The organism is Sphingomonas sp. HF-S4 (genome assembly GCF_032911445.1).
Lineage (GTDB): Bacteria > Pseudomonadota > Alphaproteobacteria > Sphingomonadales > Sphingomonadaceae > Sphingomonas > Sphingomonas agrestis.
This window is the reverse complement of record NZ_JAWJEJ010000001.1, coordinates 1,190,003-1,214,660: the sequence shown is the minus strand read 5'-3', so window position 1 is coordinate 1,214,660 and position 24,658 is coordinate 1,190,003. Positions and strand designations below refer to the sequence as shown.

Genomic DNA, 24,658 nt, shown 5'->3' with positions numbered 1-24,658 from the left:
GTCAGTTCTCCCGATTCGCGGAGTAATAGAGCTGCAGCTGGAAAATTGCCGGAGTCAGGTCGGCAGGGCGGCCCGCCAGATCGGTGGGCGGACGATGGCTTACCGCGATCAGCGGCGCTTCGTCGCGTGAGAAGCCGCTGTGTACCAAGGGCGAGCGGAACTCGCCCGCCATCCGCTGGCCTTCTATGACGCCGAGCCCGTCGTACCCGGCCGCACGAAGGCTTGCGGCGAAACTATCTATGGTGAACGCATTGAGCCGCTGCATGTATCGCGTCACGCAATCGGAGCACGGCACCTCGGTCATCGTCCGCCAGCGCACGAAGGTCTCGATACGAAGCTCGTCATAGCGCGTTGCGACGCCTCTACAGAACCGCGTTTCCGCCCATTGGCGCAGTGGACCGTCGGCGCGGCCACAGGCGCGGGTAGATATCACGACCTGGCTAGGAAAAGACGGGTTCGACGCCGCGGGCGGGACTTTGGAGGTCTCGATCAATGCGGCGAGCGCGCTCGCATTGCCCGAGCCGGCGCGATCCCCCAAATGCGCGATGACGATCGCGGCGATCTGCGATAAATCGAGATTGGTCTCGAATCGACGCTCAGCGAGCACTTGATGCTTCGACATACGCTGTCCGCCTGACTGTGAAGAAGCTGCGCCCGTGGGCAGGGGATCGGGTACGTCTATCGCCATCGGATTAGGCTGGCTGCCTGGTGCGTTAGGCGAATAGGACCAAGTCCGCTCGAGCGGCACTGCGGGCTCGACCGACATACAGCTGCTCGCCGCGACGCCGCTCAAAAAGCAGCACAGCGGACCCAGCGCGCGTGTCCGAAATGGTTTCGGCACCGCTTGCCCGTTCGAACGGCGCGCACGGCCCAAAACATGTCGCGGAAATCCGGCGTGCTGTCGACGCATGGCCCCCCTGCGGCAAACGCCATTCGAGCGTTCCACCGTTCAAAAACAAGCATGTGCGACACCGCGGCTATGGTTCTGTAATCACTTACCGCTTCCCGAGATTGGACATGGCAGCCCTCGCCAGTCAAGCGCTAAAGAATGCCGGCTCCGAAAAGTCGTCGTCTCCCGATCATAGAAATCGTCTATGATCACCTGTCCACATGCCATGGAGGTGAAAAGACGTCCGATCACAGCCCCCTCTCGCAGGCGATTGGGGAGCTAAACGATCGCAGTTACCCCTCAAATCCTTTGATAAATGAGATTTTCACGTTCCATAAAAATACGAATGAACAAGACGCCCGGGCGGAACCTCGGCTGCATTGGTTTCTGTAGGCGTGACGCGGCGTAGAGGCCCGCGTTCGCGCCTTTGATTCGGTTATTGCCGCGGAACAGATTCCCGATTGGCGGGTCTATCAGTGCTTGGGATGCCTACGGCAATCTTGCATTGTACCCTACGCTGCAATTCCTCGGCACGGTTATGACAATCCGCCAGAGCCGAGGCATTGTCCTTCACGATCAACGCCGCCTTCTCCATTGCGCGCAGACGTGCCGGATCAGCCACCTGCAACAACCGCATCCCGGCATCCCATTCGCCGCGCTGTAGCACGTCCGCCGCCCTCTGCTCCGGCCGATGCCAGCTCTCGGGCACCGACTGCGCGATCCGCGTCGGAACGACCGTGCCGAACGCAAATCTCACCACCAAGGCGGCAGTCGCCGTCCCTATGATCCAAAGCTTCTGCGTACTGGCGTTGATCGCGGAAGCCACCACACCGTTGAGCGACTGGATCGCAGCACCAAGCTCCGATTAGCATTGCCCCAGGCCTGATGATCGGCGGCGCGCACGCGCGCGCCAGCTTCAGCGATTTGCGGTGCAAGTGTTTCGGGCGTCAGCGCCACGCCCGGCCTCGCGGCGAGCTTGTTGATCGCGTCGACCATCTTGCCCGAGAGGCCATGGATCTTGGCTGGGTCTGGCCCATAGTCGCGCGCATGCAGCTCCTGCTGGCGCGCCGCGAACCCCTCCACCGCCGCCGTCAGCCCGGCCAGCTTTCGGGTCATCGCCTCGAACGCCACTTCCGGATCGTCGATGTCGCCGGCTGGCTGGACGGTACTTTCAGCCTTCATAATCCGATTCCAAGATTGCGCCCCCGCTCGATCGAGAACGTCAGTTGCTGGATGACCGATCGCGTGCGCGCCTGATCGCCGATCGCGGCGCCGATGCCGCCGTCGCGACTGCCCGGCGACCATTCGGGGGACCATTGGCGGCCAAGCAACTCGCTGCCGCGCCGGCTGAGGGCAGCGCCGAGCGCCGGGTCCTTTTCGAGGCCCTTCGCCAGGGCGCGCATGCGGTTCTCGACCGCGCCGCGCGCATCTTCGTTCTGCCAGCCGCTGAGCTTGTCGCGCTGCGCGCGGAGCTGCTGCCAGGCTCGGACGAACCGGTCGGCACGAAGATCGGGGTTGGCGCGCAGCTCGCTTTCCAACTGCATCTGGCGAATGGCATTGGCAGTGCGCCCGTTGGCGGCCTCGCCCACCATGCCGGGCTCTCGCACGAACACGGCATCGAGATCGTGCGCGCCATGCCGGTGCATCGCATCGAGCGCCTGCGCGGCCTGCACCCTTGCTGCCTTCTGATATTCCAGCGCGGGCAGGCCTTGTTCGGTCATGCGCCGGATGTCCTGCACGGTGCGCGCATAGCGCTGGACAGTGCCGCCCAGCGCGGATTGTCGTTCGACCGGCGCTCGCTCTCTCGGGGTCGATAGTTTGAGGCCATCGAACCGGCTGGCCGCGTGTCCCGGAGCGCTGCCCCCACGGTTAAGCTCTGCTACATTGCCATTGAGGAGATGGCCAAGAACAACGAGCCCATTGAGATGGAGAGTATGACACTCTATCATCTCGACCTTGATACGGTGAAAGATCAGGCTCGATTCTTCAATGAAGTCATGCAGAACATGACCTATTTGAATATGGAGATCCAATACGCTCTCGGCCATTCGACCATGACCGGCTTCCACTACGTACCCAACATTCTCAGGCCAAAAGGGGCCGTAAAGCTCGACGGTCTGGCCTAGGCAACCTAGTCCGGCGGCAGACCGCCGGCCTCAGAAGGCATCTCATCGGAGGACACTATGGACCCACGAGTGCAGGAGCTCGGCGACGAACTGGGGAATGCGACTTCCATAAGCCCGGTAGAAATCCGAGATAGGATTTTGGACCTATTTGGGCAGGTTCGACAGGAAAGCGACCGCGTTACGCTCTTGCAGATGTTCAACGCAACGATGGGCGTCGCGGTTCGTCACTTAGAAGCTAAGGGCGAAGACACGAACGGTCTGCTGAGCGCCATCACCGCCGACAAGCGCCTACTTGCCATTCAAGAATCGCAGATCGACGGCGAGAATGTCGATCCGGCCACGCTGCACTATGTGGTCGAGCGCGAGATCGCAGCGGGCCGCATGGAGCCGGACAGCTTTCAATCGCGCTGGCCGGGGCTCAGGTGCTTGGTGGAAACACCGGCGAGGTTGCGTCGAAGGAGGGCTTTTGGCGCCGCGTTTGGGGTGGCTGAAACTACCTATTCTGGTTTCGGTGGAAAGAGGGCGGCCGTGGGATCAGCCACGTTCGATTGAGGCGATGTTTGGGTGCTTAGCCGAGCGAGCGCAGCCCCTCGCTCAAGATCGCGGACTTTCCGCTCTTCGGCCATCACGTTAGGGAAATAGACGCGGCCCAAATCATCGAGCCGCAGTTTGTCGGCGATACCAAGGTCCGCAGCCATTTCCTTGAGGAGCTTTCGAAGCCGCTCGTCAATGACGTGGGAAGGCCCGCTGGGCTGAGAAGTAAGCGATTGATATAGTTCGGACCACGCCTCACGAACGGCGATTGAGTCACTGAATGCAACATCGATCGAGTTCAAGGCGCGTACCGCGTCGGGAGAATATATCTCCGCTCGCTCCTGCATTAACGACGCGAAAACGTTCAGTCTGAAACGTCGACTGTCCGCAGCCGCCTCGGAACCACGACGTAGGCTTTCGGCCATTCGGGCCGCACTAAGCGGCCCCCTCCACGTTGCTATCGCCGCCGCGATTGCTGCGACGGCACTCAACGTAGCGGCGAGCACCGGCGGGTCCATCCACCCGCTCACTCATTATCTCCCAACGTCCGAACTTTTTTGAGCTTGAGATTCACCGCACCCAAGGGCGTCTCGACGCGGATGAACTCTTGGCACGCGAAGTCCGCCGGCAGTGTCATGGACACCGGATAGGTCAGGCCGGAAGGTCCAGCGGATGCACCCTGAATAACAGTCTCGCCACCGGGACCGGTGACCTTGACGGTTGCGGCAACCGTCCCATCCGCGTTCGGAGTGTATTCGCCGTCAAACAAAACGCCGAGGGGATCAGCCCCCGATATGATGCCGTCCTTAAAGACGAACATCAAAACGCCGTTGCCCTCCGACCCGCTCATGTAGCCAGCATAAATGCCATCAATAGCTGTTGCCATTCTGCACCCCCTGCGACAGGAATATCCCATTCACGCCGGTGCTACTACAGGCGATCAGTCCCAGATTAAGCCGCCCATCGGTGACCCTCCGGCATTATGTCCTGGACCATAGGCAGTTCGATCGAGGCCGGCGAGCAGCAAGGTGTTGGCGATGCCTTCAAGCACCAGAGCGTCGGTGTGGCTGATCTCAGCACACTACGAATGTTAATCTTCCCCCGCCGGTGATTCGTGCGGGGGGATGCGCTATAAGCGTAAGGCCGGGGCGCATGGCAAACGACACAATGCAGGCTCATGGGGGGATGGTATGGGAAGGGTAGGATACGATCCGTTCGAAGGGCTTTACAGGCTGCTTGGTGCCGTAGACGGTATCGACCCGCGGGCTGCGACGATCCTAGCGTGCCACCTGGCGCTCGAACGCGAAGTCGTGATCGTCTTGAACAAGCTACTTCCATATCCTGATCGGCTTCGGAACCTTGGGTTCGTCCAGAAGGTGCAGGTGCTAAATGCGGCATGGCAAGGCGATGAAGAGGCCGGCGATCGAATCTGTGCTGCGCTGAACCGCTTCAATGACCTTCGGAATGCCGTCGGGCACGGCAATGACGATCGGGTCGATGGATGCCTTCAATCTCTGCGAACAGCGTACAAAGAGATTTACCCCGAGAGCAGCGGCGCCATCTCCATCGAAGACATCGCCGGTGGGATCGTTGCGTATTTTGGCGACGGGCCGACGCCCGAGGAAATCCGCACAGTGGTGACCGGGATGGCAGAGGTGATGAAGGGCGTTAGCGGAACCTTAGCCAACCTGAGTGCAGCGCTGAACAATCCGCCGGACGTTATCTCACGCCGTGCGGCCGAGAAGCTTCAGGCGCGATCCGCGGCACCTGCTACATTGCTTGCTACAGCAGATGCTACATCGCTCCGAGAATAATCCAGCAAAATCAAGCACTTAGAGGAATGGTCGGGGAGACAGGATTCGAACCTGCGACATCCTGCTCCCAAAGCAGGCGCGCTACCGGACTGCGCCACTCCCCGACGCCGATGCCGCCTAGGCCTTTGCGCCGCGATGCACAAGCGTGGCGTTACGCCTTTACCAGCGTAACCTGGACGACGTCGATCCCGCCACCGCGGAAGCCGCCCTCGCAATACATCAGGTAATAGCACCACAGCGCGACGAAACGCGCGTCGAACTGCTCGGGGAGCAGCCCCGCGGTCGCGGCGGCATCGAAATTTGCGCGCCAGCGCCTGAGCGTCTCGGCATAATCGGGCCCGAACCGCACCTCGTCGCGCCATTGCATGCCGTTGGCGGTGGCTAGGTGACGGAATTCGGTCTCGCGAATGAGCATGCCGCCAGGGAATACATAGCGCTGGATGAAGTCGACATTGTTCGCATAGCCGTCGAATAAGAGGTCGTCGAAGCAGATCACTTGTAGCGCAGCATGCCCGCCGGGCCTGAGCGCGCGAGCGATCGCCGAGACATAGGCGGGCCAATATTCGCGCCCAACCGCCTCGGCCATTTCGATGCTCACCACCGCATCGTACACGCCGGCAAGGTCGCGATAATCGGTGAGCGCGAAACGGGCGCCGTCGAGCCCCGCGGTGCGCGCCTCGGCCCAGGCCTTTTGCTCGGTCGAGAGCGTGACCCCATCGACGCGCCGCCCCGCCCGCACCGCCAGCTCGGCGAACGAGCCCCAGCCGCAGCCGATCTCGAGGATGCTGTCGCCAGGCGCCGTGCCGGTGCGATCGAGCATCGCCTGGAGCTTGGCGGCCTGCGCTGCCTCAAGCGACTGGCCCGGTTCGGCGAACAGCGCGCTCGAATAGGTCATGCCCGCGTCGAGCCATGGGCGATAGAAGGCATTCCCCAGGTCGTAATGATATTGGATGTTGCGCCGCGAGCCGCCGCGATGGTTGCGCCGCGCCCAATGCCATAGCCGCTTGGCCAGCCGCCAAGGCCCGGTCGCGCGCGCGGGCCGGGCGAGGTCCGCCCGGTTGCGGCTGAACAGCGCGAAGAGCTGGACGGGGTCCGGGCTCGCCCACTCCCCCGCCGCCCAAGCCTCGTACCAGCCGCTCGACCCTTCGAGGCCGAGCCGTACCAAAGCGCGCCAGCTGCGCAGGTCGACCACCGCTATCGGCCCCTCCCCGCGCCCGCCGAGCAGTCGCGCGCGACCATCGGGCAGCACCAGCTCAAGGCTACCCTCGGCGATGCCGCGGTCGAGCCGGTCGATCTGGCGATGGAATAGGGGCGCAAGCAGGCCGAGCATCCCGGCGCTGCGCCTTCGCTCTTCCAAGCGACCCTGTTCCCGCGTCGGCGCGTTCATCCTGCCCTACATGCACGCCGCGCGCGCATCGGCAAGCCTTCAGATCGCGTGCGGCGCCTTGTCGACCATCCAGGTCTGGCCCTTGGCGACGAGTTTCTGGAGATCGGGCTTCTTGCCCTCGGCGGCCGCCTTGTTCTGGGCGACGACCGCACTCTCGAACGTTGGCGCGGGATCGTCGTAGAGCACGCCGAGCGCCATCGGGAACGGGCCGAACGGCATCTCGACCAGCATGTGCGCCACCGCGCGGTTGACGATATTGTGGACGATCACGCCGGCGGCTTCCCAATCGCCTTCGGCCACGTCGACGACCTTGAGCGTCAATGCCTCGCGGTCGAGCGTGATGCCCTTGGCACCGCCCGCGAAAAGCATCGGCTTGCCGTGTTCGACCCAGAGCTGGTTGGCGGCGGCATTGGGCTTGGCGGTGAAGGATTCGAAGACGTCGTCATTGTAGACGATGCAATTCTGGAAGATCTCGACGAACGCCGCGCCCTGATGCGCGTGCGCCGCCTTGAGAACCGATGGCAGGTTCTTGCTCACATCGATCCCGCGGGCGACGAAGCGGGCGCCGCTGCCGAGCGCGAAGGCGCAGGGCTTGGCGGGGTGATCGACCGAGCCGAACGGGGTGGACGGCGAGCGTGTCCCCTCCCGGCTGGTCGGAGAGTATTGGCCCTTGGTGAGGCCGTAGATCTCGTTGTTGAACAGCAGCACCTGACAGTTCAGATTCCGTCTCAGCAGATGCATCGTGTGGTTGCCGCCGATGGACAGCGCGTCGCCGTCGCCGGTGATGATCCATATGTCGAGATCGGGATTGGCGAGCTTGATCCCCGTCGCCACCGCCGGTGCGCGGCCGTGGATCGTGTGGAAGCCATAGGTCTCCATGTAATAGGGAAAGCGCGACGAGCAGCCGATCCCGCTGACGAACACGGTGTTCTCGGGGCTGCCGCCGATCTCAGGCATCGTCCGCTGGACCGCCTTGAGGATGGCATAGTCGCCGCAGCCCGGGCACCAGCGAATCTCCTGGTCGGTCTCCCAGTCCTTGGGCGTGCTGGGCTTGATCGAGGTGACTTCGTTCATCCGATTTCCCTAAGTTCGCGTCGGCCGCAGCGACCCTCTGCATTTCGATCCCACCAAGCAGATCCCTGCGAATGGCATCGAAAATCCTGCGGCGGTCCTCGGTACGGTACAGCGTGACCAGAACCGTCGTGCGGACCCCATCATGCTCGACAATCCAGCTCTGCTTCACGCCTTGCTTCGTGAGGTAGTCGCCGAAATAGCTCGTCGCGCCCGACTGGTCGGTCAGGCTGTAACGGCCCTCGAACAGTGTATCGATCAGTTCGGCCTGGGCTGCACTCGCACGCCCTATCGCGGCCATTTCGCGCCAGGTTGCAGGTCTGGCGATGTCGGCAAAGACGACTGCGATCACCGGATCGAGATTGGACGGTCCGCGATATGCTGCCATCGGCTTGTCATAGCCACCATCGAAGCGCGGTAGACCTGCGAGCCGATCGGGCAGCGTGGCGAACCGCGTCTCGATCGCGGGCGACATCTTCGCGCTACGCGCCTGAACCCAGGGCGCCAGCAGTAGCGGCAAAGCCAATATCGCGAAGCGGCGCTTCATGGATTGACAGCCTCCGGACTCGGAAGTTGGGTATCATCCGGGCCCAGTTCCTCAGGGCGATCGCTGTCCAAATGCCGCCCGATCGCCGCTTCGATCTCGCCGATTGTGAAGGGTTGGCCCGACACCTTGTTGAGCGGGACGGCGTTGAGCAAATACTGGTCGCGGAGCACGGTCTTGAGCTGCCCCGTGTTCATTTCCGGTACGAGGATGTGTTCGTAACTTGCTAGCAAATGACCCAAATTATTCGGCATCGGCCAAATATGGCGGATATGGACATGCGCGACGTCCTGCCCCCTCGCCCGCGCGCGACGGACGGCGCTGGCGATCGGGCCGTAGGTCGAGCCCCAGCCAACGACGACGAGCCTGCCGCCTTCCCTGCCCTGCTCGACCGCCTGGTCGGGCACGTCCACGCCGAGGATCTTGTCACGGCGGATGTCGGTCATCGCCTGGTGGTTGCCCGGCGAATAATCGAGGTTGCCGGTGCCGAGCGCCTTCTCGATCCCGCCGATGCGGTGGAGCAGCCCCGGCGTGCCCGGCTTGACCCAGGGGCGCTTGAGTCTGGCGTCACGCGCATAGGGCAGGAATTTCTCGCCCTCGGCGGGCGCCTCAGTGTGGAAGGCCACCGGGAAGGCTTCGTACGCCGACATGTCGGGCACCTTCCAGGGCTCGGCGGCATTCTGGAGATACCCGTCGGTAAGCAGCATCACCGGGGTCATGTATTGCGTGGCGATCCGCACCGCCTCGATCGCGCAGTCGAAGCAATCGGCGGCGGAGCGGGTGGCGATCACCGGCAGCGGCGCATCGCCGTTGCGGCCATAGACGGCCTGATACAGGTCCGACTGCTCGGTCTTGGTAGGCAGGCCCGTTGAAGGACCGCCGCGCTGGGCATTGACGATGACCAGCGGCAGCTCGGTCATGATCGCGAGGCCGATCGCCTCGGTCTTGAGCGCGATGCCGGGGCCCGACGAGCAGGTGACGCCAAGACTGCCGGCATAGGCCGCGCCGAGCGCCGAGGAGACCGCGGCGATCTCGTCCTCGGCCTGGAAGGTAATGACGTCATATTCCTTCAGCCGGGCGAGCGCGTGGAGGATCGCCGAGGCCGGGGTGATCGGATAGCCGCCATAGAACATCTTCAGCCCGGCAAGCTGCGCCCCCGCGACCAGCCCGAGCGCGATGGAGTCCGCGCCGGTGACGGTACGGTACAGGCCCGGCTCGGAAGGCGCCGCGGCAACCTGGCGCTGCGAAATGCCCATCGCGCCGAGTTCGGCGGTCTCGCCATAGGCGTGCCCGGCGTTGAGCGCGGCGATATTGGCCTCTGCAAGGTTGGGCGCCTTGGCAAACTTGGTGCGCAGCCATTCGGTCAGCGGCGCGCGGTCGCGATCGAACATCCACAGCGCCAGCCCGAGCGTCCACATGTTCTTGCAGCGCAGCGCCTCCTTGTTGCCGAGGCCGTAGGGCTTCACCGCCTCGACCGTCAGTGCCGAGATGTCGAGCGGCAGGAGCTGCCACTTGCCCAGCGATCCGTCCTCGAGCGGGTTGGCGACGTATTTCGCCTTGTCGAGGTTGCGCTGGCCGAACTCGCCGGTGTCGGCGATGATGAGGCCGCCGGGCTTCAGCGCCTCGACATTGGTCTTGAGCGCCGCGGGGTTCATCGCGACGAGGACGTCGGGCTGGTCCCCTGCGGTATCGATCCGGGCCGAGCCGAAATTGATCTGGAAGGCCGAGACGCCGAACAGGGTCCCCTGCGGCGCGCGGATCTCGGCAGGAAAATCGGGAAAAGTGGCAAGATCGTTGCCGGCCAGCGCAGTCGAGAGCGTGAATTGCCCCCCGGTCAACTGCATGCCGTCGCCGCTATCGCCAGCAAAACGGACGACGATAGCCTCGGGCGGCGGGTCCGCCGAAGCTTCGTCGGGCGTCAACTGGTGCGCGGCAGTTGCCATGACCTCGTCCTGCACTTTGTCTATCGTTGCGCGTACCCTACGCCTCCCTTGCGATACGCCAAGGGAGAAAATGGCGTCATGCCGGTGTCGGCTGTTCGGCTGCGGCCGATCCCAGCGCGCGGATCGAGGCGACATGGCGGCGCGAGACTTCGAGTGCGTCCTCGCCATAGCCGCCGCCCAGCGCGCTGGCGAAGGGCACGCGGCGTCCTGCGAAGGTCTGCGCGATCCAGCGGTCGCGCGCGACCAGGCCCTCGCGGCTGAGCGCGAGGCGGCCGAGCCGGTCGTCGACGAAGGGGTCGACGCCGGCCTGGTAGAGGACCAGATCGGGGGCGAAATCGTCGAGCAGCGGCGTCAGCGTCGCGGCGAGCGTGGCGAGATACACCGCGTCGCCGGTGCCGTCGGGCAGCGGCACGTCGAGCGTCGAGCGGGCTTTCCGGGCCGGGAAGTTCTTCTCGGCATGGATCGAATAGGTGGCGATGTCCGGGCGGCCGGCGGTGAGCGCGGCGGTGCCGTCGCCTTGGTGGACGTCGCAATCGACGACCAGCACGCGATACCCTTCCTCAGCCAGCCGCACCGCGGCGATCGCCAGGTCGTTGAACACGCAGAAGCCGGCTCCGGTATCGGCAAGCGCGTGGTGGCTGCCCCCGGCGGTGTTGGCGGCATAGCCGTGGACGAGTGCAAGCTGCGCGGCGAGATAGGTGCCGCCGGGGACGCATTGCACCCGCAGCGCCACTTGCGGCGTCACCGGGAAGCCGATGCGCCGCTCCTTGTGATGCGGCACGCGCGCTTCGAGCACTTCGGCGACATAGTCGGGGTCGTGCACCGCTTCGAGCCAGGCGCGCGGCATCGGCTCGGGTTCATGCCAGGCGAAGTCCGTCCCCTCGGCGTGCAGCAGGTCGCGGACCAGCCCGTTCTTGTTCCACTGATACTGGCTGCGCGCGGGCGCCGGTGCCACGTAGGCGGGATGGTGGACGAGGTGAATCACTCCCTCAACCTAGGCAGCCCTGCCCGCCGCTACAAATAGCGCATCCACCACGCGCCGCTCGCCCGCTTGCGCTCGCCGAACCAGCGGCACGCGAACCAGCATGGCACCGCGACCGCTGCCGCCACCAGCCACAGCGACGCGACATCGGGCAGGCTGACCAGCCCCTCGGCATCGATCGACCAGCCGGCCAGCCGGTTGAGCCCGTGGAGCAGATACAGATGGAGGATGTAGAAGAACAACGGCACCGAGCCGAACACGGCGAGCATCGCGACGGGGCGCGCCGGCAGCTTCTCCAGCGCGGCGAGCAGCCACGCGCCGAGGCCCAGGGTCACCAGCAGGAAGTCCGCCGACGGCGGATATTTGGTGAGATTGAGGAAGCTCATCAGCGTGTGGAGGCTGGTATCGCCCGGCTGCCACGGCATCGGCTCGCCATAGCCGTTGGCGAGACGCAGCGCGACGAAGGCTGCAAGCGCGAGCGCCCCGGTCGCCCACAGGGCCCGCTGACGCCATGCCGGCAGGACGTCGCGCGTGAACCACGGGCCGATCGCATAGCCGATCGCGATCACGCCGATCCACGGCAGCACCGGATAGGAGGTCCGCACCTGCCCGCCCCAGGGCAGATCGATCAGACTGCGATCGTGGAGTACCGCCCATACGATATGCCCCGGCGAACCGGGTGCGACGTGAATCGGATCGAGCAGATTGTGCCCAAGCACGAGGGCGGCTCCGATCGCGAGGATCGCCATGCGCGGCAAGTGCACCAACGCGGCGAGCGCCAGCATCGAAAGCCCGATCGCCCAGATCACCTGGAGGTAGAGGATCCGCGGCGTTAAATCGAAGCCCCAGGCGAAGCTCACCACCGTGACTTCGAGCACGATCAGGAACAGTCCGCGCTTCGCAAGGAAAGACGAAGCGGCGCCCGCCCCGCCGCGCGGCGCCGCGTAGAGCCACGCGGCGAGCCCGGTCAGCACGACGAAGACCGGCGCGCAGAGATGCGCCGTCAGGCGCGTCCAGAACAGGGCAGGCTCGGTCGTCGCCAGATTCATCGGATCGACGACCTGAGCGTGGTAATAGAAGAGCTCGCGCGTGTGATCGACGAGCATCAGCAGGATCACCAGCCCGCGCAGCGCGTCGATCGAGAGAATGCGCGCGGCGCGCGGCGCGCCTGCGGGGATCGTGGGTTCAACGGCGGCTAAAGCGGAAGAAGACAGCATCGAAGTCCTTTCGATGCCGCGGATGTTACATCATCACATGGAATGCAACCCCGTGCGATCGCGTATCGCGTACCGCTTCGGGCCCGACCGCGCGGTTAGCGCGGCGCGGAGACGCTCGCCAGCAGCTGATCGACACGGCAGCGGATGATCGGCGCATGTTCGGTGCGGCCGCCGCCGACACTCACGCGCTGGACCTTGCAGCCCTGCTTCAGCGCGGTGGCAACATCGTACGAGCGATACTGGACTTCGGCGGCCGGGGGCGACTGGGTCGCCGCGGCAAGAGCGATCAGGGTCGTGATCATGGCAAATCCTTTCGGTATTGCGCCCCTCGCTACCCTCGCCCTTTTGCTGGAACCTGCCGCGCGCGTAAGGAAATGTTGCCCCGCGGTAATTCGTGCGCTGCAGGAAAAACCCTACGTTGACCCTTGCGCAGGAGGTTCCTACGTCCTCTGTCGATGTTGCAGACCCAGATGACGACGACCACCGCCCCCACCATCGTCCTTGTCGAAGACGACCCCGCGCTGCGCACCCTCACGTCGCGCGCGCTCCAGGAGAACGGTTTCGCCGTGCGCCCCGCCGCGACCGGCGCCGAGATGTGGCTCGCGCTCGACAACGGCCCCGCCGAGCTGATCATCCTCGATATCATGCTGCCGGGCACTAGCGGCATCGACCTGTGCCGGATGATCCGTGAGAAGAGCCAGGTCCCGATCATCTTCATTTCCGCGCGCGGCAGCGAGACCGACCGCGTCGTCGGGCTCGAGCTCGGCGCCGACGATTATCTCACCAAGCCGTTCGGCACGCGCGAGCTGATCGCGCGGATTCGTGCGGTGCTTCGCCGCGAAGGCGGCAAGCAGGAGAGCGCGCAGCGCAGCCTGGGGCTGATCCGTTTCGACGGCTGGACGCTCAATCTGCCGCGCCGCGAACTGCTCTCGCCGAGCGGCGCGGTGGTCGACCTGACCGGCGCCGAGTTCGATTTGCTCGTGAGTCTCTGCGACCATAGCGGCCGCGTGATCGCGCGCGAGCGGCTGATCGAATTGTCGCGCACGCGGCTCGGCGACAGTTCGGACCGCAGCGTCGACGTGTTGGTCAGCCGGCTGCGGCGCAAGCTCTCCTCCACCGGCAGCGCGGCGCCGATCGTGACCGTGCGCGGCATCGGCTATATGTTCAACGCGCCCGTCACGCGCGAATGATGCGCCGGATCAGGGCGCCGCTGGGCCTGATCGGCCAGATCTTCGCGATCCTGCTGCTGGCGATCCTGATCGAATTCGGCGCGAGCACCTTCTTCTACGAGCGCGCGAGCCAATTCTCGGTGCAGGACGACGAGGCCCGCCGCCTCGCCGAGCACATCGTCATCGCGCGGAAGCTGCTGTCCGAGCAGCCGCCCGCGCAGCGCCCCGCGCTCGCCGATGACCTGACCACCTCGCGCTATCGCATCGCGTGGAGCCGCGACCTGCCGGTCGCGCTCAAGGTCACCCCGACGCTCGACCGCGTCCACCACCAGGTGCTCGAATGGGAGCCCAGCCTTAAGGCGGCGGGGCTGCGGCTCCGGCTGGTCGGCGCCGCGCGGGACGCAGTGATCGTCGGCGGCACCACGCTGCCGGACGGCAGCTGGATGCAGTTCGCCACGCGCGAGCCCGTCCACGACATGGGCTTCTCGATCGAACGGATATTGCTCGCGCTGGCCCCCGCGGTCGCGATCATCCTGATCGGCGGTGTATTGGTGCGCCAGACCCTGCTGCCGCTCCGCCGGCTCGCGCACGCCACCGAACGCGTCGGCGGCGGCGACGTGCAGGAGGCCGTCGCCGAGGGCGGCCCCGGCGAGGTCCGCCGCGTGATCCATGCGTTCAACCGCATGCAGGACCGCATCCACCGGCTGTTGACCGATCGGACGCAGGCGCTTGCCGCGGTGGGGCACGACCTGCGCACCCCGCTGGCCCGGCTGCGACTGCGCGCCGACGCGATCCGTGATGGTGAAGTGCGCGAGGAGATCGAGACCGACATCGTCGAGATGCAGGCGATGATCGATTCGCTGCTCGCCTATCTCGCCGGCGAATCGAACGGGGAGAAGCGCCAGGCGGTCGATCTCGCCGTGATGTGCAACACCATCGTCGACGACCTGCACGACCAGGGCCATGCCGTCGCCTATATCGGGCCGGACCATCTTGAACGCGTACTTTTCCCGATCGGGATGAAGCGCGCGGTGACCAACCTCGTCGAGAACGGCCTCCATTACGGCAACAGCGTCACGGTCACGCTGCGCGAGCAGGACGGCGGCGCCGTGATCTGCATCGAGGACGATGGGCCCGGCATTCCGGACGAGGCGATCGAGCGCGCGCTCCAGCCCTTCGTGCGCCTCGATGCCGCGCGCGCCCGCGACACCGTCGGGTTCGGGCTCGGGCTGTCGATCGTCAGCCGCGCGGTCGAGGCCGAGGGCGGCAGGTTCGCCTTGTCCAATCGCCCCGAAGGCGGATTGCGCGCCGAAATTCAACTCCCCGCTGCCTGAACACGCTGCACCGCAGCAGCAATCATTTCTTACAGATGCGCTGCTCTGCAGCAAAGCCAGCGTCGTACTTCAATGTACCCGCTCGCGTACTTCGCGGGCCAGTGATTGGAGCAAGCACTGTGAATGAACTCATCGGACGGGTCTACGGGTTCTCGAAGCAAGTGTTTCAGAACCAGAGCGAACTCTATTCGACGCTCGCGACGCACGGCCAGAGCCCCAAGGCGCTGATGATCTCGTGCGCGGATTCGCGCGTCGTCCCCGAACATATCATGCAGGCCGCCCCCGGTGACCTGTTCGTCTGCCGCAACGCCGGCAACATCGTGCCGCCCTATGCGATGCAGAATGGTGGCGTGACCTCCACGGTCGAATATGCGGTGATGGTACTCGGCATCCGGGACATCATCATCTGCGGGCATTCGGATTGCGGCGCGATGAAAGCGGTGTCCAACCCGGCGGGCCTCGACAAGATGCCCAACGTCGCGGCCTGGCTCAAGCATAGCTGCGCCGCCGAGCAGGTGGTGAACGAAGGCTATCCCGAGATGGGGAGCGCCGAGCGCGTCCGCGCGATCAGCCTCGAGAACGTCGTCGCGCAGCTCAACCACCTGCGCACGCACCCCTCGGTCGCGGCCGGCATCGCCCGCGGCGAGATCGCGCTGCACGGCTGGTTCTTCGACATCGGCGCCGGCCAGGTGCTCGCGCTCGACGGCAAAACCGGGCGTTTCCGCCCGCTGCACGAGGGCGAGGAACTGCCGGTTGCACAGCCGGCAACGCAGCGTCTCGCCAGCGACGCCCTGCTGGAGGCAGCTGAATGAGTACTACCGAAACGCGCGCGACCGGCTGGGTCGCGCGCGACCTGACCGCTTCGGTCGTCGTCTTCCTCGTCGCGATGCCCCTCTGCATGGGCATCGCGATCGCTTCGGGCGTGCCGCCCGAAAAGGGCCTGATCACCGGCATCATCGGCGGCATCGTCGTCGGTGCGCTGGCGGGCTCGCCGCTCCAGGTCAGCGGCCCCGCCGCCGGCCTGGCGGTCATCGTGTTCGAACTGGTCCGTGACCAGGGCCTGTCCGCACTCGGCCCGATCCTGATCCTTGCCGGCGCGATCCAGGTGGCCGCCGGCATCTTCCGCCTCGGCGGCTGGTTCCGCGCGATCTCGCCCGCAGTGGTGCACGGCATGCTCGCCGGCATCGGCGTGCTGATCGTCATCGGCCAGTATCACGTGCTGTTCGACGCCAAGCCGCTGTCGAGCGGGATCGACAATCTGCTGGCGATGCCCGGCCGCCTGCTCGGGCTCTCGGCCGATCTGCGCGCCGCCGAACTGGCGCTGATGCTCGGTCTCACCACGATCGCCGCGATGATCGGCTGGGAGAAGTTTCGCCCCGCCACGCTCAAGCTCGTTCCCGGCGCGCTGATCGGCGTTGTCGCGGCGACGCTCATCGCTTTTTCGCTGGGCCTCGACGTGACCCGCGTGACCGTTCCCGAGAACATCGTCGCCGCGGTATCGTTGCCGCAGAACGGCTTCCTCAGCCAGTTCCTCAACCCCGCGATCCTGACGGCCGCCGTGGCGATCGCCTTCATCGCCAGCGCCGAGACGCTGCTTTCGGCCGCCGCGGTCGATCGCATGCACGACGGCGTGCGCACCGACTACAACAAGGAACTGCGCGCGCAGGGCGTGGGCAACCTGCTGTGCGGCGCGGCCGGTGCGTTGCCGATGACCGGCGTCATCGTGCGCAGCTCGGCCAACGTTCAGGCGGGTGCCACCACGCGTTTGTCGACGATCATGCACGGCGTGTGGATCCTCGGGTTCGTCGCCTTGCTGCCCTGGCTGCTGCGCGAGATCCCGATGGCGGCGCTTGGTGCGGTGCTCGTCGTGACCGGCGCGCGTCTCGTCAACTTCAGCCATGCCAAGCACCTGTTCAAGGACTATGGCCTGCTGCCGGTGGCGATCTGGGCAGTAACGCTCATCCTGGTCGTTGCCCAGGATCTGCTGACCGGCGTTCTGGTGGGTATCGCGCTCTCGATGCTCGAACTGCTCCCGCATGTCCGCCGCCTCCGCCTCAAGGTCGACGCGCATGATCACGACCAGGGTCGCACGATCACGCTCGATGGCGCGGCGACCTTCGTGGCGCTGCCCAAGCTGTCCGAGCGGCTCGAATCGACGCCGGCGGGTTCGCCTGTCCGTCTCGACCTGACGCGCTGCTCGGCGGTGGACCACACCGTTGCGGAACTGCTGCGCGACTGGTCGTCGCGGCGACGCGCACGCGGCGACGAAGTCGCGATCGACGGCGCAAGCGGTCGGTTCGCCAAGCTCGCGGCCTGAGCCCACCCTCAGGCCTGCGAAGGGGTGCCCGCGGGACGGCGGGCACCCCGTTTGCGTTCAGGCGCCCGGCCGTTCGAGCAGGACCATCGAGCTCGCCCGCTCGACGATCCGCCACCCCTCGCCCGCCACCAGCGCATCGACGAAGGCGACCACGCCGGGATAATAGCCGGCATAATCGTGGAACAGCACGAGCGCGCCGGGGGTGAGATACGGCTCGAAATGCCGGAAATCGCGCTCGACATTCTCGCGATCGTGCAGCCCGTCGACAAACAGCAGGTCGATCGGCTGGTCCCATACCGTCTCGTAGGACAGGCTGCGCATCGGCTGTACCACCTCCGCCACGCCCGCCCCGGTGATGTTGGCCATGAACGCATCGAAGGTGGGGACGCCCGTGCTGAGCTTCCGGTCCGCCGCGCCGACCGTGCCTTCGTGCGGATCGATCGCATAGAGCCGCGACTCCGGCGACAGCGCCTTGAGCACCCCGCCGAGCACCACCGTAGAGCGCCCCTGGTAGCTGCCGATCTCGACCAGCGTGCACAGCCGATCGCCGCGGGCGACCTGCACCGCCGCGGCGAGCAGCAGTTCGGCCTCGTCGTCCTCGAGCCAGCCGGCCACGCCGCGCATTCCGGCGAGGATCGTCAGCGGCTTGAACAGCGCGGTCATGCCGAAACCTCCAGCAAATGCGATGCGACCTGCTCGACTGGCGCGCTGCGCCGCAGGATGCGCAGCGTCTCGACCGCCGTCTCGATCTCCCACCCGCCGGTCGCGACGAGCTCGTCGACGAACGCCGCGACCCCGGGGAAATAGTCGGCATAGTCATGGAAAGCGACGCGCGCGCCCGGAGTCAGCGCCGCCTCGAACGCCGCGAAATCGGTGGCGACCGCGGGATAGTCGTGCAGCCCGTCGATCAGCAGCAGGTCGACCGGGTCGCCGCTGGAAAATTCGCACGCCTCGCCGGTGCGCGCCGAGATCCAGGGGCCGAGCCCCGAGCCCGCGAGCATCTGATCGAAGCGCCCGCGGGTGACACCGTCGCGCACCAACCTGTCCTCGCGGCTGCCGGTAACGCCATCGAACCGGTCGATCGCGGTCACCCGCGCGGGGATCAGCGCGGCCTCGGCGGCGCGGCCGAGCAGCAGTGTGGCCTTGCCGCAATGGCTGCCGATCTCGACGAGATGTCCTGCCGTATCGTCGCGGGCCAGCGCGGCGCGTGCCGCCGAGAGGACAGCATTCGCCTCGGCATCGCTCAGCCAGCCCGGCAGCGCGCGCATCTCGGCGAGGATCGCGGCATCGGCCGAGACCGGCCCTGTCACCGGCGCAGGCGGGGCACGACGATACTGGCTTGCACTGGCACGCAGATGCCGCCGCAGCGGATCGTCGAGCGCACGCGGCACCGGATGCATCCAGAAGGTCCGGGCATCGCCGCGCGCGGCATCCAGATCGCGAAGGCTCCAGCGCCGGCGATATTGCGTCCAGTCGCCGCGGCACGGATTCTGCTGGACGGGGAAGCCGAGCAGCCGGGCGAGCGTGGGGAACAGGATCTCCTCGGTCGCCCACAGCTTGGAGGCGCCCAATATCCCCTGAAGCTGGGCATCCTCGAAAAGGGCGGCGATTGCACGGCCGCAATCGGCACCGATCACCGTGCCCGGCCAGAAGCTCCAATGGACGAACGCCGCGTCGCCGTCCTCGAACCGGTCGAGCAAGGGTTGCCACAGCGCGCGCTCGCCCTGCGCCGTCCTGGCGGGCGGGATGCGCGTGGCGCGACCCTGGGGGCGCGGATCGCTCGAGAGAATACCGGGAATGCCGCCCTGCCCCGCCAGGAACTCCGGATAACCGCTGCGGAGCTGCATCTGGTCCGAATCGACGATGGTCAGCGCGTCGTAATCGCGCATGCCGAGATGGCGGATGCAGTCGAGCGCGAAGTCGTGGAGCTTGCCCCATTTCATCGGCCGCGGCGCGGGCACGATCTCGACGCCCCAGCGCGCCCAGGGAAGCTTCGGATCGATCAGCGTGCCGCCCGCGCTCCCGTCATAGACCAGGATCGGCGAGACGGGGTCGTGCCAGCGCAGGTTGCGGACCAGATCGACCACGCATTCAGGGCGCTCGTGCGCGAGCAGCGCATAGACATTGGCGATCGGCGCGACCGCCTCGGGCGGCGATCTCCCCGACCAGCAGGCGATGCGTTCGCGCAACGGGGCGGGCGTCCGCTCGGTCCAATAGCCGCCGCGGGTCCGCTTCGGGCTCGTATTGCCGCCATGCACCCGCGCGACCAGCCAGTCGGTATCCGCCATCGCGACGATCTGCGCATCGCGCGCGTCGAGGACGAAGCGCGTGTCCTCGCCGGTGCGGATCGCCGGAAAGCGCCGCCGCTTCCAGTACGATCGGCGATAGGCCATGCTCGCGCCATAGATCCAGCGTTGGCGCCCGCCCCAGCGATAGTCCCACGCTTGCGCACCATCGTCGGCGAGGAAGGCGATTTGATCGAGCCCGACGATGTCCGCCCCGCTGGCATCGAGCGCTGCGAGCTGCCGGGCCAACCGGTCGGGCGCGTGCCAGTCGTCGTCGTCCCAATGCACGATCACCTCGCCGCGCGCGAGCGAACACAGCCGGTTGCGCTTGTCGCCCAGGATACGCGGTGCTTCCTCGCGGAAATAGCGGACCCGTCGGTCGCCGGGGATCAGATCGGCAACGCTGTCCGCCCCGTCGTCGAGGATGACGAGCTCGGCATCGGCACGTTCCTGCGCCAGGAACTGCGCGATCGCCGCGGGCACGAAGCGCCGCCGGTCGGCGGTCGGCATGATCGCGGAGATGCGGGGGATCATGCTTCGCGCTCCGGCGCCTCGACCCAGCTTCCTTCAGGAAACGGATCGAGCATATGCTCGTCGCTTGCATAGACGACCCGATTCAGCCCGGAAGCCGCCGCTTCGCTGCGCAGGGCGACGGCTGCTTCGCGCGTATCGGCGACGAGCACCAGCTCGCCGAGTTGGGCGCCGGTCGCGGTCTTGCCCTGTTCGCGCAACTTGGCGGCCGCCGCCAACGCCTGCTTACGCTCATCAGCGGACGCAGCCGAATGGATCGCGACATAGCCGACGCCCATTGACGGACTATACAGCGTCAACCCGTCCTCCGGGCGGGCATCGACCGGATCGACAATCGCGTCGCCACTGTCGTGCCAACCCTCGGCAGCGCGACCGACTGCGTGCTCGACCAGCCAACGATCGCGCAATGCCAGTCGTTCGGCGAGCTTTTCGGCATCGTCCAGCGCAGCGTCCGCCGACCAGTCGACCACGGCGATGTCTTCGGCAACGGTCCGCTCGACACCCGGCGGCAGATCGACCGTTCCGAACACCTGCGCCGCGGCATCGTCCGCACCGCCTGCCTTCAGGTTCACCACATCGATGAGCCCCGTCTGCCCGGCGACGAGATAGTCCCGCGGCGGCCGCGCACGTGCGAAATCCAGGTTGCGGATGCTCAGTCCGGAATAGGCGCCGACCCCGACCGTGCCGGACCGCGCCGTATCGGCCAGCGCCGCGGCGATCCCGCTTACCGTTCCGTCCCGCGGCAAGGGCGATTCGCCTGCGAAGCCAAGGTTGAGCGACGCCCGTGCCGCACCCGCGACACCGTCGAAAAATGCGTTCGGATCGCTCTCGAACGCGATCGAGAAATCGCTATCGGGCAGCGCCGTGATCGCGGCGGCAAGCTCTTCGGCGTCCGTGACCGTACTCCGCTTGCGGCCGGCCTTGACCGTGGCGGGAGACAATCGCAGCGACTTGGCGTCTAGTCCGGCGACGAGGGAGGAAAGCGCCTCGGTCGCGCTGCTGTCGCCGGCGCTTTCGAGCGTGACCGAAAGAACGATATCGACCATTATACGCTACATCCTGATGACTGCGCCGCCCAGGTAGAAGACCGTCTTCGACCGGAGCGGCTCGGGCATACGCGCGTTGAACAGCGTCGCCACGCCGCGGAAGTTGAAGTAATAGCGTGCACCGCTGAACGCCGTGGGGACGGTGAACTTTCCCGACGATTTGGTAATCATCTCGACACCGCCGCCGAGAATCTCGTTGTAGCGGGTGAACTGCTCGCTGTCCTTGGCCGCAACGGTGAACTTGGTTTGCGGAATAAGATCGTCGGCTGTCGCGGGATCGACCCCCGGAGGCCGCACACGGCTCTTGATCTCGACGATCTTGTCGCCCGCCGAGCGATCCATCAGCCCAACTCCCGACGCGGTCTTGTATTTGATCTTGCTGTCGGAGATGCCTTGGCTGCTGCCGAAATGCCGGACCACCCAGGCCTCGAACAGCTCGCCCTGCATGCCCGGCCCGGTCAGGCTGTCGCTACTGATCATCTGGTTGAACGCGCTCAGCGTCTGCCATTTCGGGGAATCGAGGATCGCGTTCCGCATCGCATTGCGAACGTCGCTGTTGAGCGCCGCGTTGACGTTCGCGTCGGTAACGTGCGGCAGCAGATTGCCCAGCCCCAGCTTGGTCATGACGTCGCGGTACATCTTGAGCTTCTCGGCTTCGCTGCTCCGCTTCTGATGAACCTTGGCTCCCAGCGTGAGCACCCCGGTGTCGCCGATATGCACCGCAGGCAACTCAGGCAGGCCCTTCTTGCGATTGGCGCGGCGGATGCTCGGGCCTTCGGTATCGCTGCCGGCATCGAGGATATAGCCATCGATCGACTTGGTGTAGACGAGCGTCGCCTTGGCCTTGGGTACGATCGTGAAGATCTTGGTGTTGGCGGCGACCAGCGCGAGGACGGCCTTGGCAGCGGGGTCCTCCGCGGCATCGCCCGCAGTCTCGAGCGGGGTCTCCGTCTTGGGGTTGATGACGATCCGCGCGAACCACTGGCCGCCACGCTGGAATGCGTCGATCGAGGTCAGAGCGTAGCGCGTCTGGATCACCACGAAGGCGGCGTTGAGCAACGGTGCGGTGACCTTTCCGGACAACCGTTTCGCTGCCGCCACCGCCGCCGTCGAGGCGAGCTTGAGGCGGGCATTCGGATCCTGCGGCACGCCCGCCTGCGCGACGAACTTGCCGAGCTTCCGCGCCCCCTCGACGATCCACGTCACCACCTTGTCCATCGCCTTGTTGACCGGCGCCTGGATCTTCTTGATGAGCTGCATCACCTTCTTGGGGATGTTCCCCAGCCCCGCGAAGTTGGCGAGGAAGCTGATCGCCAGCGACAGCCCCTGCGCGAGCACGCTCTCGACCTTGTTGGCCGCGGCACCGACGATACCATTGGCCAGCGCGGCGATGCCGTCGATGAACGCCGCGACCAGCCGGCCGATCTGGGCGAGCTTGTCCACGATGAAGGTGATCGTGCGGTAGATCGAGATGATCGCCTGGATGAACGCGCCGGCGGGCGTGAGCATCGACACGAGCTTCTCGATCGCGATCTTGACGACTTCGCCCTTCACGAAGTCGATCGCGGCGTCGACCACCATGTTCTTCAGGTTGCTGAGCGACTTGAGCAGTTCCTGCCAAGCCGCCGCCGGCCCCTCGTTGACAAGCGTCTTGACGATCTGGAACCCTTCTTCGAGCGCCTTGACGACCGTCTCGTTGGTCGCGTTGACCAGCTTGGCGCGCAAATTGGCCCAGGTGAGCCCCAGCACCGACAGCCCCAGCTTGAGCAGTTCAAGCGGCGCGAAGCTCTTGGGGAAATAGATGCCCGCGCCCTCGGCCGAGCCGAGCAGCCACTTGAACAGCGCATCGCGCAGATAAGTGACGAACTTCGCCTTGAACTGGTTGAAGCCCTGCTTGCCGGCCTTGACCAGCGTCGAGATGAACGTCCCCGGCGCCTTGATGATCTTCGAGAAGGCCCCGCCGGCCTTTTTGAGATAGGGCACCACTTGCGGCGCCACGACCGAGAAGATGATCTCGAGCAGCGACAGCACCGTGCCGCCCGCCCAGCCGATGAAATCGCCGACGAAGCTCGAGAAGGCGCCGACGATCTTCTGGAACGCACCGACCAACGTGACGATGTCGAAAATCGTCAGCGAGCGGATCGTGCTCATCACCCGGCCGGGGATCGACGTGACCAGCGACAGCGCGCCCTTCATCGCCTTCTGGAACCATTCCCAGGCCTTTGCGACGGCATTGCCCTGCTTGATGTTCTGCCAGATCTCCTGCTGGCCGATCAGCTCCATGAACGCGCCGATGAGCTGCGACGCCGGGCTCTCGCCCTCGTCGGAAATCGGGTTCTTGCCGAACACGCCGACGAGCAGGTTCCACTTTGGGATGTTCGCCGCCGCCCATCGGCCGAGCGGCTTGACGATCGCGTCCTTGACGAGCTCGGCGATCCCGGTGACCAGCCCCTTGCCGAAGGCGATCGCCTTGTCGATCGGCGTGGTGAAGATGCGCTTGGCGCGGTCCCACAGGCTACCCAGCCGGAAGATGTCGCGCCAGCCGAGCGAGTCGATGAACTCCATCAGCGCGTCGCGCACCGCGCCGCCCAGGTCGCGCAGCGCGGCGAACTGGTCCTCGATGAACTTGCCGCCCTTCTCGAAGATGCCGTGGTTCTCGAGCGCCTGGACGATCAGCCCGCCGCCGGGGATGAACTCGATCAGCGCGCGCAGGATATTGGCGCCGCTGCGATCGACGCTCGACATGTTGACCGGGTTGCGCCCGATGATGATCGTGAACAGCCGGAAGCCGGGGATGACGTTGGCCTTGTCGGCGATCCAGTCGAGCGCCTCGCTCACGATGCCGCGCTGGACCTCCGGCCCGGTGCGCTGCTGGACGGTCACTGCCTCTTCGCGCTGGATCACGTCGCGCTGGACGACTTCGCGCTGCTGGATCGTGTGCGTCAGCTCGTGCGCGATCAGCTCCATGCCCTCGGGGCTGTCGGGCTTGTACGCGCCGGCGTTGAAGAAGATGTCCTTGCCGAAGGTGAAGGCGCGCGCGCCGAGGCGCGTCGCAAGGTTCTCGGCCTTGCCGCCGGTATGGACCCGCACCCCGGCGAAATTGGCCTTGAAGCGCGGCTCGAGGAAGCTGCGCGTATCAGGGGAGAGCGGCCTGCCGCTGCCGGCCAGCGACTTGATCTCGGCGGTGAGCTCGGGCGAGACCTCGTCCTTCGGGGCCTTGGAGGGAGCAGGCGCGGCGGAGGGCGCGCGCGCCGCGAGCATCGGCACGCGCGCGCGCGGGCTCACCACCGGCTCGGGCATCCGCATCACCGTGCGCGCGGTCGCCACTGCCTCGCGCTCGGCGGCATCGCCCGGATCGGAGAGCTTGAGCGACGTCTGGACGCGTCGATGGCCGTTCGACTTGCCCGGCTCGGCCGCACGCGGTGCGGGCGTCGCCTCCGCGCTCTTCCGGGCCGCGGTGCCGCGCATC

General features: G+C 65.9%; 23 protein-coding genes and 1 tRNA gene. 6 read left to right on the top strand and 18 right to left on the bottom strand.

The window, feature by feature from the left end:
* Window position 1 precedes the first annotated feature (1 nt).
* From RZN05_RS05130 to RZN05_RS05115, 4 genes are all read right to left on the bottom strand, one after another.
* Entirely contained in the window at window positions 2-793 is a 792-nt protein-coding gene (locus RZN05_RS05130; protein ID WP_317225543.1) for a hypothetical protein, read from the bottom strand.
* Window positions 794-1,325: 532 nt separating this feature from the next.
* Window positions 1,326-1,715, bottom strand: coding sequence for a DUF6118 family protein (locus RZN05_RS05125; RefSeq protein WP_317225542.1), 390 nt, complete (start codon window positions 1,713-1,715; stop codon window positions 1,326-1,328).
* The gene (locus RZN05_RS05120) at window positions 1,670-2,071 is read right to left on the bottom strand and encodes a hypothetical protein (protein ID WP_317225541.1); all 402 of its coding nucleotides are present in this window, start codon (window positions 2,069-2,071) and stop codon (window positions 1,670-1,672) included. Before RZN05_RS05120 ends, RZN05_RS05125 begins: the two co-directional genes overlap by 46 nt.
* A complete protein-coding gene (locus RZN05_RS05115; RefSeq protein ID WP_317225540.1) occupies window positions 2,068-2,937 on the bottom strand; it encodes a hypothetical protein in 870 nt (289 codons plus the stop codon). Before RZN05_RS05115 ends, RZN05_RS05120 begins: the two co-directional genes overlap by 4 nt.
* Before the next feature lie 147 nt (window positions 2,938-3,084).
* On the opposite strand from RZN05_RS05115, the gene RZN05_RS05110 reads away from it, so the two are divergent.
* The gene (locus RZN05_RS05110) at window positions 3,085-3,567 is read left to right on the top strand and encodes a hypothetical protein (protein ID WP_317225539.1); all 483 of its coding nucleotides are present in this window, start codon (window positions 3,085-3,087) and stop codon (window positions 3,565-3,567) included.
* Here the strand turns inward: RZN05_RS05110 and RZN05_RS20650 are convergent.
* Both RZN05_RS20650 and RZN05_RS05105 read right to left on the bottom strand, forming a co-directional pair.
* On the bottom strand, window positions 3,513-4,067 hold the full coding sequence (locus RZN05_RS20650; RefSeq protein WP_394804782.1) for a DUF6680 family protein: 555 nt from the start codon (window positions 4,065-4,067) through the stop codon (window positions 3,513-3,515). The genes RZN05_RS05110 and RZN05_RS20650 overlap by 55 nt on opposite strands.
* Window positions 4,068-4,075: 8 nt before the next feature.
* Entirely contained in the window at window positions 4,076-4,435 is a 360-nt protein-coding gene (locus RZN05_RS05105; protein WP_317225538.1) for a hypothetical protein, read from the bottom strand.
* Between the two features lie 304 nt (window positions 4,436-4,739).
* On the opposite strand from RZN05_RS05105, the gene RZN05_RS05100 reads away from it, so the two are divergent.
* Window positions 4,740-5,363, top strand: a complete 624-nt coding sequence (locus RZN05_RS05100) for a hypothetical protein (protein WP_317225537.1) — start codon at window positions 4,740-4,742, stop codon at window positions 5,361-5,363.
* A 27-nt stretch (window positions 5,364-5,390) separates the two neighbouring features.
* Here RZN05_RS05100 and RZN05_RS05095 read toward each other — a convergent pair.
* From RZN05_RS05095 to RZN05_RS05060, 8 genes are all read right to left on the bottom strand, one after another.
* Window positions 5,391-5,467 (bottom strand) — tRNA-Pro (locus RZN05_RS05095).
* A 47-nt stretch (window positions 5,468-5,514) separates the two neighbouring features.
* On the bottom strand, window positions 5,515-6,750 hold the full coding sequence (locus RZN05_RS05090; protein ID WP_317225536.1) for a cyclopropane-fatty-acyl-phospholipid synthase family protein: 1,236 nt from the start codon (window positions 6,748-6,750) through the stop codon (window positions 5,515-5,517).
* A 39-nt stretch (window positions 6,751-6,789) separates the two neighbouring features.
* Window positions 6,790-7,764, bottom strand: coding sequence for a 2-oxoacid:ferredoxin oxidoreductase subunit beta (locus tag RZN05_RS05085; protein WP_317227566.1), 975 nt, complete (start codon window positions 7,762-7,764; stop codon window positions 6,790-6,792).
* On the bottom strand, window positions 7,700-8,368 hold the full coding sequence (locus RZN05_RS05080; RefSeq protein ID WP_317225535.1) for a hypothetical protein: 669 nt from the start codon (window positions 8,366-8,368) through the stop codon (window positions 7,700-7,702). The genes RZN05_RS05085 and RZN05_RS05080 overlap by 65 nt, the downstream gene beginning before the upstream one ends.
* The gene (locus tag RZN05_RS05075) at window positions 8,365-10,308 is read right to left on the bottom strand and encodes a 2-oxoacid:acceptor oxidoreductase subunit alpha (RefSeq protein ID WP_317225534.1); all 1,944 of its coding nucleotides are present in this window, start codon (window positions 10,306-10,308) and stop codon (window positions 8,365-8,367) included. Before RZN05_RS05075 ends, RZN05_RS05080 begins: the two co-directional genes overlap by 4 nt.
* 76 nt (window positions 10,309-10,384) lie before the next feature.
* Window positions 10,385-11,293: a histone deacetylase family protein gene (locus RZN05_RS05070; RefSeq protein ID WP_317225533.1), complete on the bottom strand. Its 909-nt coding sequence runs from the start codon at window positions 11,291-11,293 to the stop codon at window positions 10,385-10,387.
* 29 nt (window positions 11,294-11,322) lie between these two features.
* Window positions 11,323-12,507: a DUF1624 domain-containing protein gene (locus RZN05_RS05065; protein ID WP_317225532.1), complete on the bottom strand. Its 1,185-nt coding sequence runs from the start codon at window positions 12,505-12,507 to the stop codon at window positions 11,323-11,325.
* Between the two features lie 95 nt (window positions 12,508-12,602).
* A complete protein-coding gene (locus tag RZN05_RS05060) occupies window positions 12,603-12,809 on the bottom strand; it encodes a hypothetical protein (protein WP_317225531.1) in 207 nt (68 codons plus the stop codon).
* 153 nt (window positions 12,810-12,962) lie between these two features.
* Here RZN05_RS05060 and RZN05_RS05055 point away from each other — a divergent pair, with 153 nt between their 5' ends.
* From RZN05_RS05055 to RZN05_RS05040, 4 genes are all read left to right on the top strand, one after another.
* A complete protein-coding gene (locus RZN05_RS05055; RefSeq protein WP_317225530.1) occupies window positions 12,963-13,697 on the top strand; it encodes a response regulator transcription factor in 735 nt (244 codons plus the stop codon).
* Window positions 13,694-15,010: an ATP-binding protein gene (locus tag RZN05_RS05050; protein WP_317225529.1), complete on the top strand. Its 1,317-nt coding sequence runs from the start codon at window positions 13,694-13,696 to the stop codon at window positions 15,008-15,010. Before RZN05_RS05055 ends, RZN05_RS05050 begins: the two co-directional genes overlap by 4 nt.
* A gap of 119 nt (window positions 15,011-15,129) precedes the next feature.
* Window positions 15,130-15,822, top strand: a complete 693-nt coding sequence (locus tag RZN05_RS05045) for a carbonic anhydrase (protein WP_317225528.1) — start codon at window positions 15,130-15,132, stop codon at window positions 15,820-15,822.
* Window positions 15,819-17,327 (top strand): SulP family inorganic anion transporter, encoded by a 1,509-nt coding sequence (locus RZN05_RS05040; protein WP_317225527.1) that lies wholly within the window; start codon window positions 15,819-15,821, stop codon window positions 17,325-17,327. The genes RZN05_RS05045 and RZN05_RS05040 overlap by 4 nt, the downstream gene beginning before the upstream one ends.
* A 57-nt stretch (window positions 17,328-17,384) precedes the next feature.
* On the opposite strand, the gene RZN05_RS05035 is transcribed toward RZN05_RS05040, so the two are convergent.
* The 4 genes from RZN05_RS05035 to RZN05_RS05020 are packed head-to-tail and all read right to left on the bottom strand — an operon-like array spanning window position 17,385 to window position 24,657.
* Window positions 17,385-17,990 carry a class I SAM-dependent methyltransferase gene (locus RZN05_RS05035; protein ID WP_317225526.1) on the bottom strand — a complete coding sequence of 202 codons (606 nt, stop codon included), beginning with the start codon at window positions 17,988-17,990 and terminating at the stop codon, window positions 17,385-17,387.
* Window positions 17,987-20,146 (bottom strand): glycosyltransferase, encoded by a 2,160-nt coding sequence (locus RZN05_RS05030; RefSeq protein ID WP_317225525.1) that lies wholly within the window; start codon window positions 20,144-20,146, stop codon window positions 17,987-17,989. The genes RZN05_RS05035 and RZN05_RS05030 overlap by 4 nt, the downstream gene beginning before the upstream one ends.
* Window positions 20,143-21,189 carry a hypothetical protein gene (locus tag RZN05_RS05025; RefSeq protein WP_317225524.1) on the bottom strand — a complete coding sequence of 349 codons (1,047 nt, stop codon included), beginning with the start codon at window positions 21,187-21,189 and terminating at the stop codon, window positions 20,143-20,145. Before RZN05_RS05025 ends, RZN05_RS05030 begins: the two co-directional genes overlap by 4 nt.
* Before the next feature lie 6 nt (window positions 21,190-21,195).
* Entirely contained in the window at window positions 21,196-24,657 is a 3,462-nt protein-coding gene (locus RZN05_RS05020) for a DUF4157 domain-containing protein (RefSeq protein WP_317225523.1), read from the bottom strand.
* Window position 24,658 lies beyond the last annotated feature (1 nt).

Bases quoted from the DNA above. Each gene is read 5' to 3' on its own strand.
- RZN05_RS05120 (WP_317225541.1), bottom strand. From the start codon at position 2,071: ATGAAGGCTGAAAGTACCGTCCAGCCAGCCGGCGACATCGACGATCCG.
- RZN05_RS05115 (WP_317225540.1), bottom strand. From the start codon at position 2,937: ATGGCCGAGAGCGTATTGGATCTCCATATTCAAATAGGTCATGTTCTG.
- RZN05_RS20650 (WP_394804782.1), bottom strand. From the start codon at position 4,067: ATGGACCCGCCGGTGCTCGCCGCTACGTTGAGTGCCGTCGCAGCAATC.
- RZN05_RS05105 (WP_317225538.1), bottom strand. From the start codon at position 4,435: ATGGCAACAGCTATTGATGGCATTTATGCTGGCTACATGAGCGGGTCG.
- RZN05_RS05100 (WP_317225537.1), top strand. From the start codon at position 4,740: ATGGGAAGGGTAGGATACGATCCGTTCGAAGGGCTTTACAGGCTGCTT.
- RZN05_RS05090 (WP_317225536.1), bottom strand. From the start codon at position 6,750: ATGAACGCGCCGACGCGGGAACAGGGTCGCTTGGAAGAGCGAAGGCGC.
- RZN05_RS05080 (WP_317225535.1), bottom strand. From the start codon at position 8,368: ATGAAGCGCCGCTTCGCGATATTGGCTTTGCCGCTACTGCTGGCGCCC.
- RZN05_RS05075 (WP_317225534.1), bottom strand. From the start codon at position 10,308: ATGGCAACTGCCGCGCACCAGTTGACGCCCGACGAAGCTTCGGCGGAC.
- RZN05_RS05065 (WP_317225532.1), bottom strand. From the start codon at position 12,507: ATGCTGTCTTCTTCCGCTTTAGCCGCCGTTGAACCCACGATCCCCGCA.
- RZN05_RS05060 (WP_317225531.1), bottom strand. From the start codon at position 12,809: ATGATCACGACCCTGATCGCTCTTGCCGCGGCGACCCAGTCGCCCCCG.
- RZN05_RS05055 (WP_317225530.1), top strand. From the start codon at position 12,963: ATGTTGCAGACCCAGATGACGACGACCACCGCCCCCACCATCGTCCTT.
- RZN05_RS05050 (WP_317225529.1), top strand. From the start codon at position 13,694: ATGATGCGCCGGATCAGGGCGCCGCTGGGCCTGATCGGCCAGATCTTC.
- RZN05_RS05040 (WP_317225527.1), top strand. From the start codon at position 15,819: ATGAGTACTACCGAAACGCGCGCGACCGGCTGGGTCGCGCGCGACCTG.
- RZN05_RS05035 (WP_317225526.1), bottom strand. From the start codon at position 17,990: ATGACCGCGCTGTTCAAGCCGCTGACGATCCTCGCCGGAATGCGCGGC.
- RZN05_RS05030 (WP_317225525.1), bottom strand. From the start codon at position 20,146: ATGATCCCCCGCATCTCCGCGATCATGCCGACCGCCGACCGGCGGCGC.
- RZN05_RS05025 (WP_317225524.1), bottom strand. From the start codon at position 21,189: ATGGTCGATATCGTTCTTTCGGTCACGCTCGAAAGCGCCGGCGACAGC.
- RZN05_RS05020 (WP_317225523.1), bottom strand. From the start codon at position 24,657: ATGCGCGGCACCGCGGCCCGGAAGAGCGCGGAGGCGACGCCCGCACCG.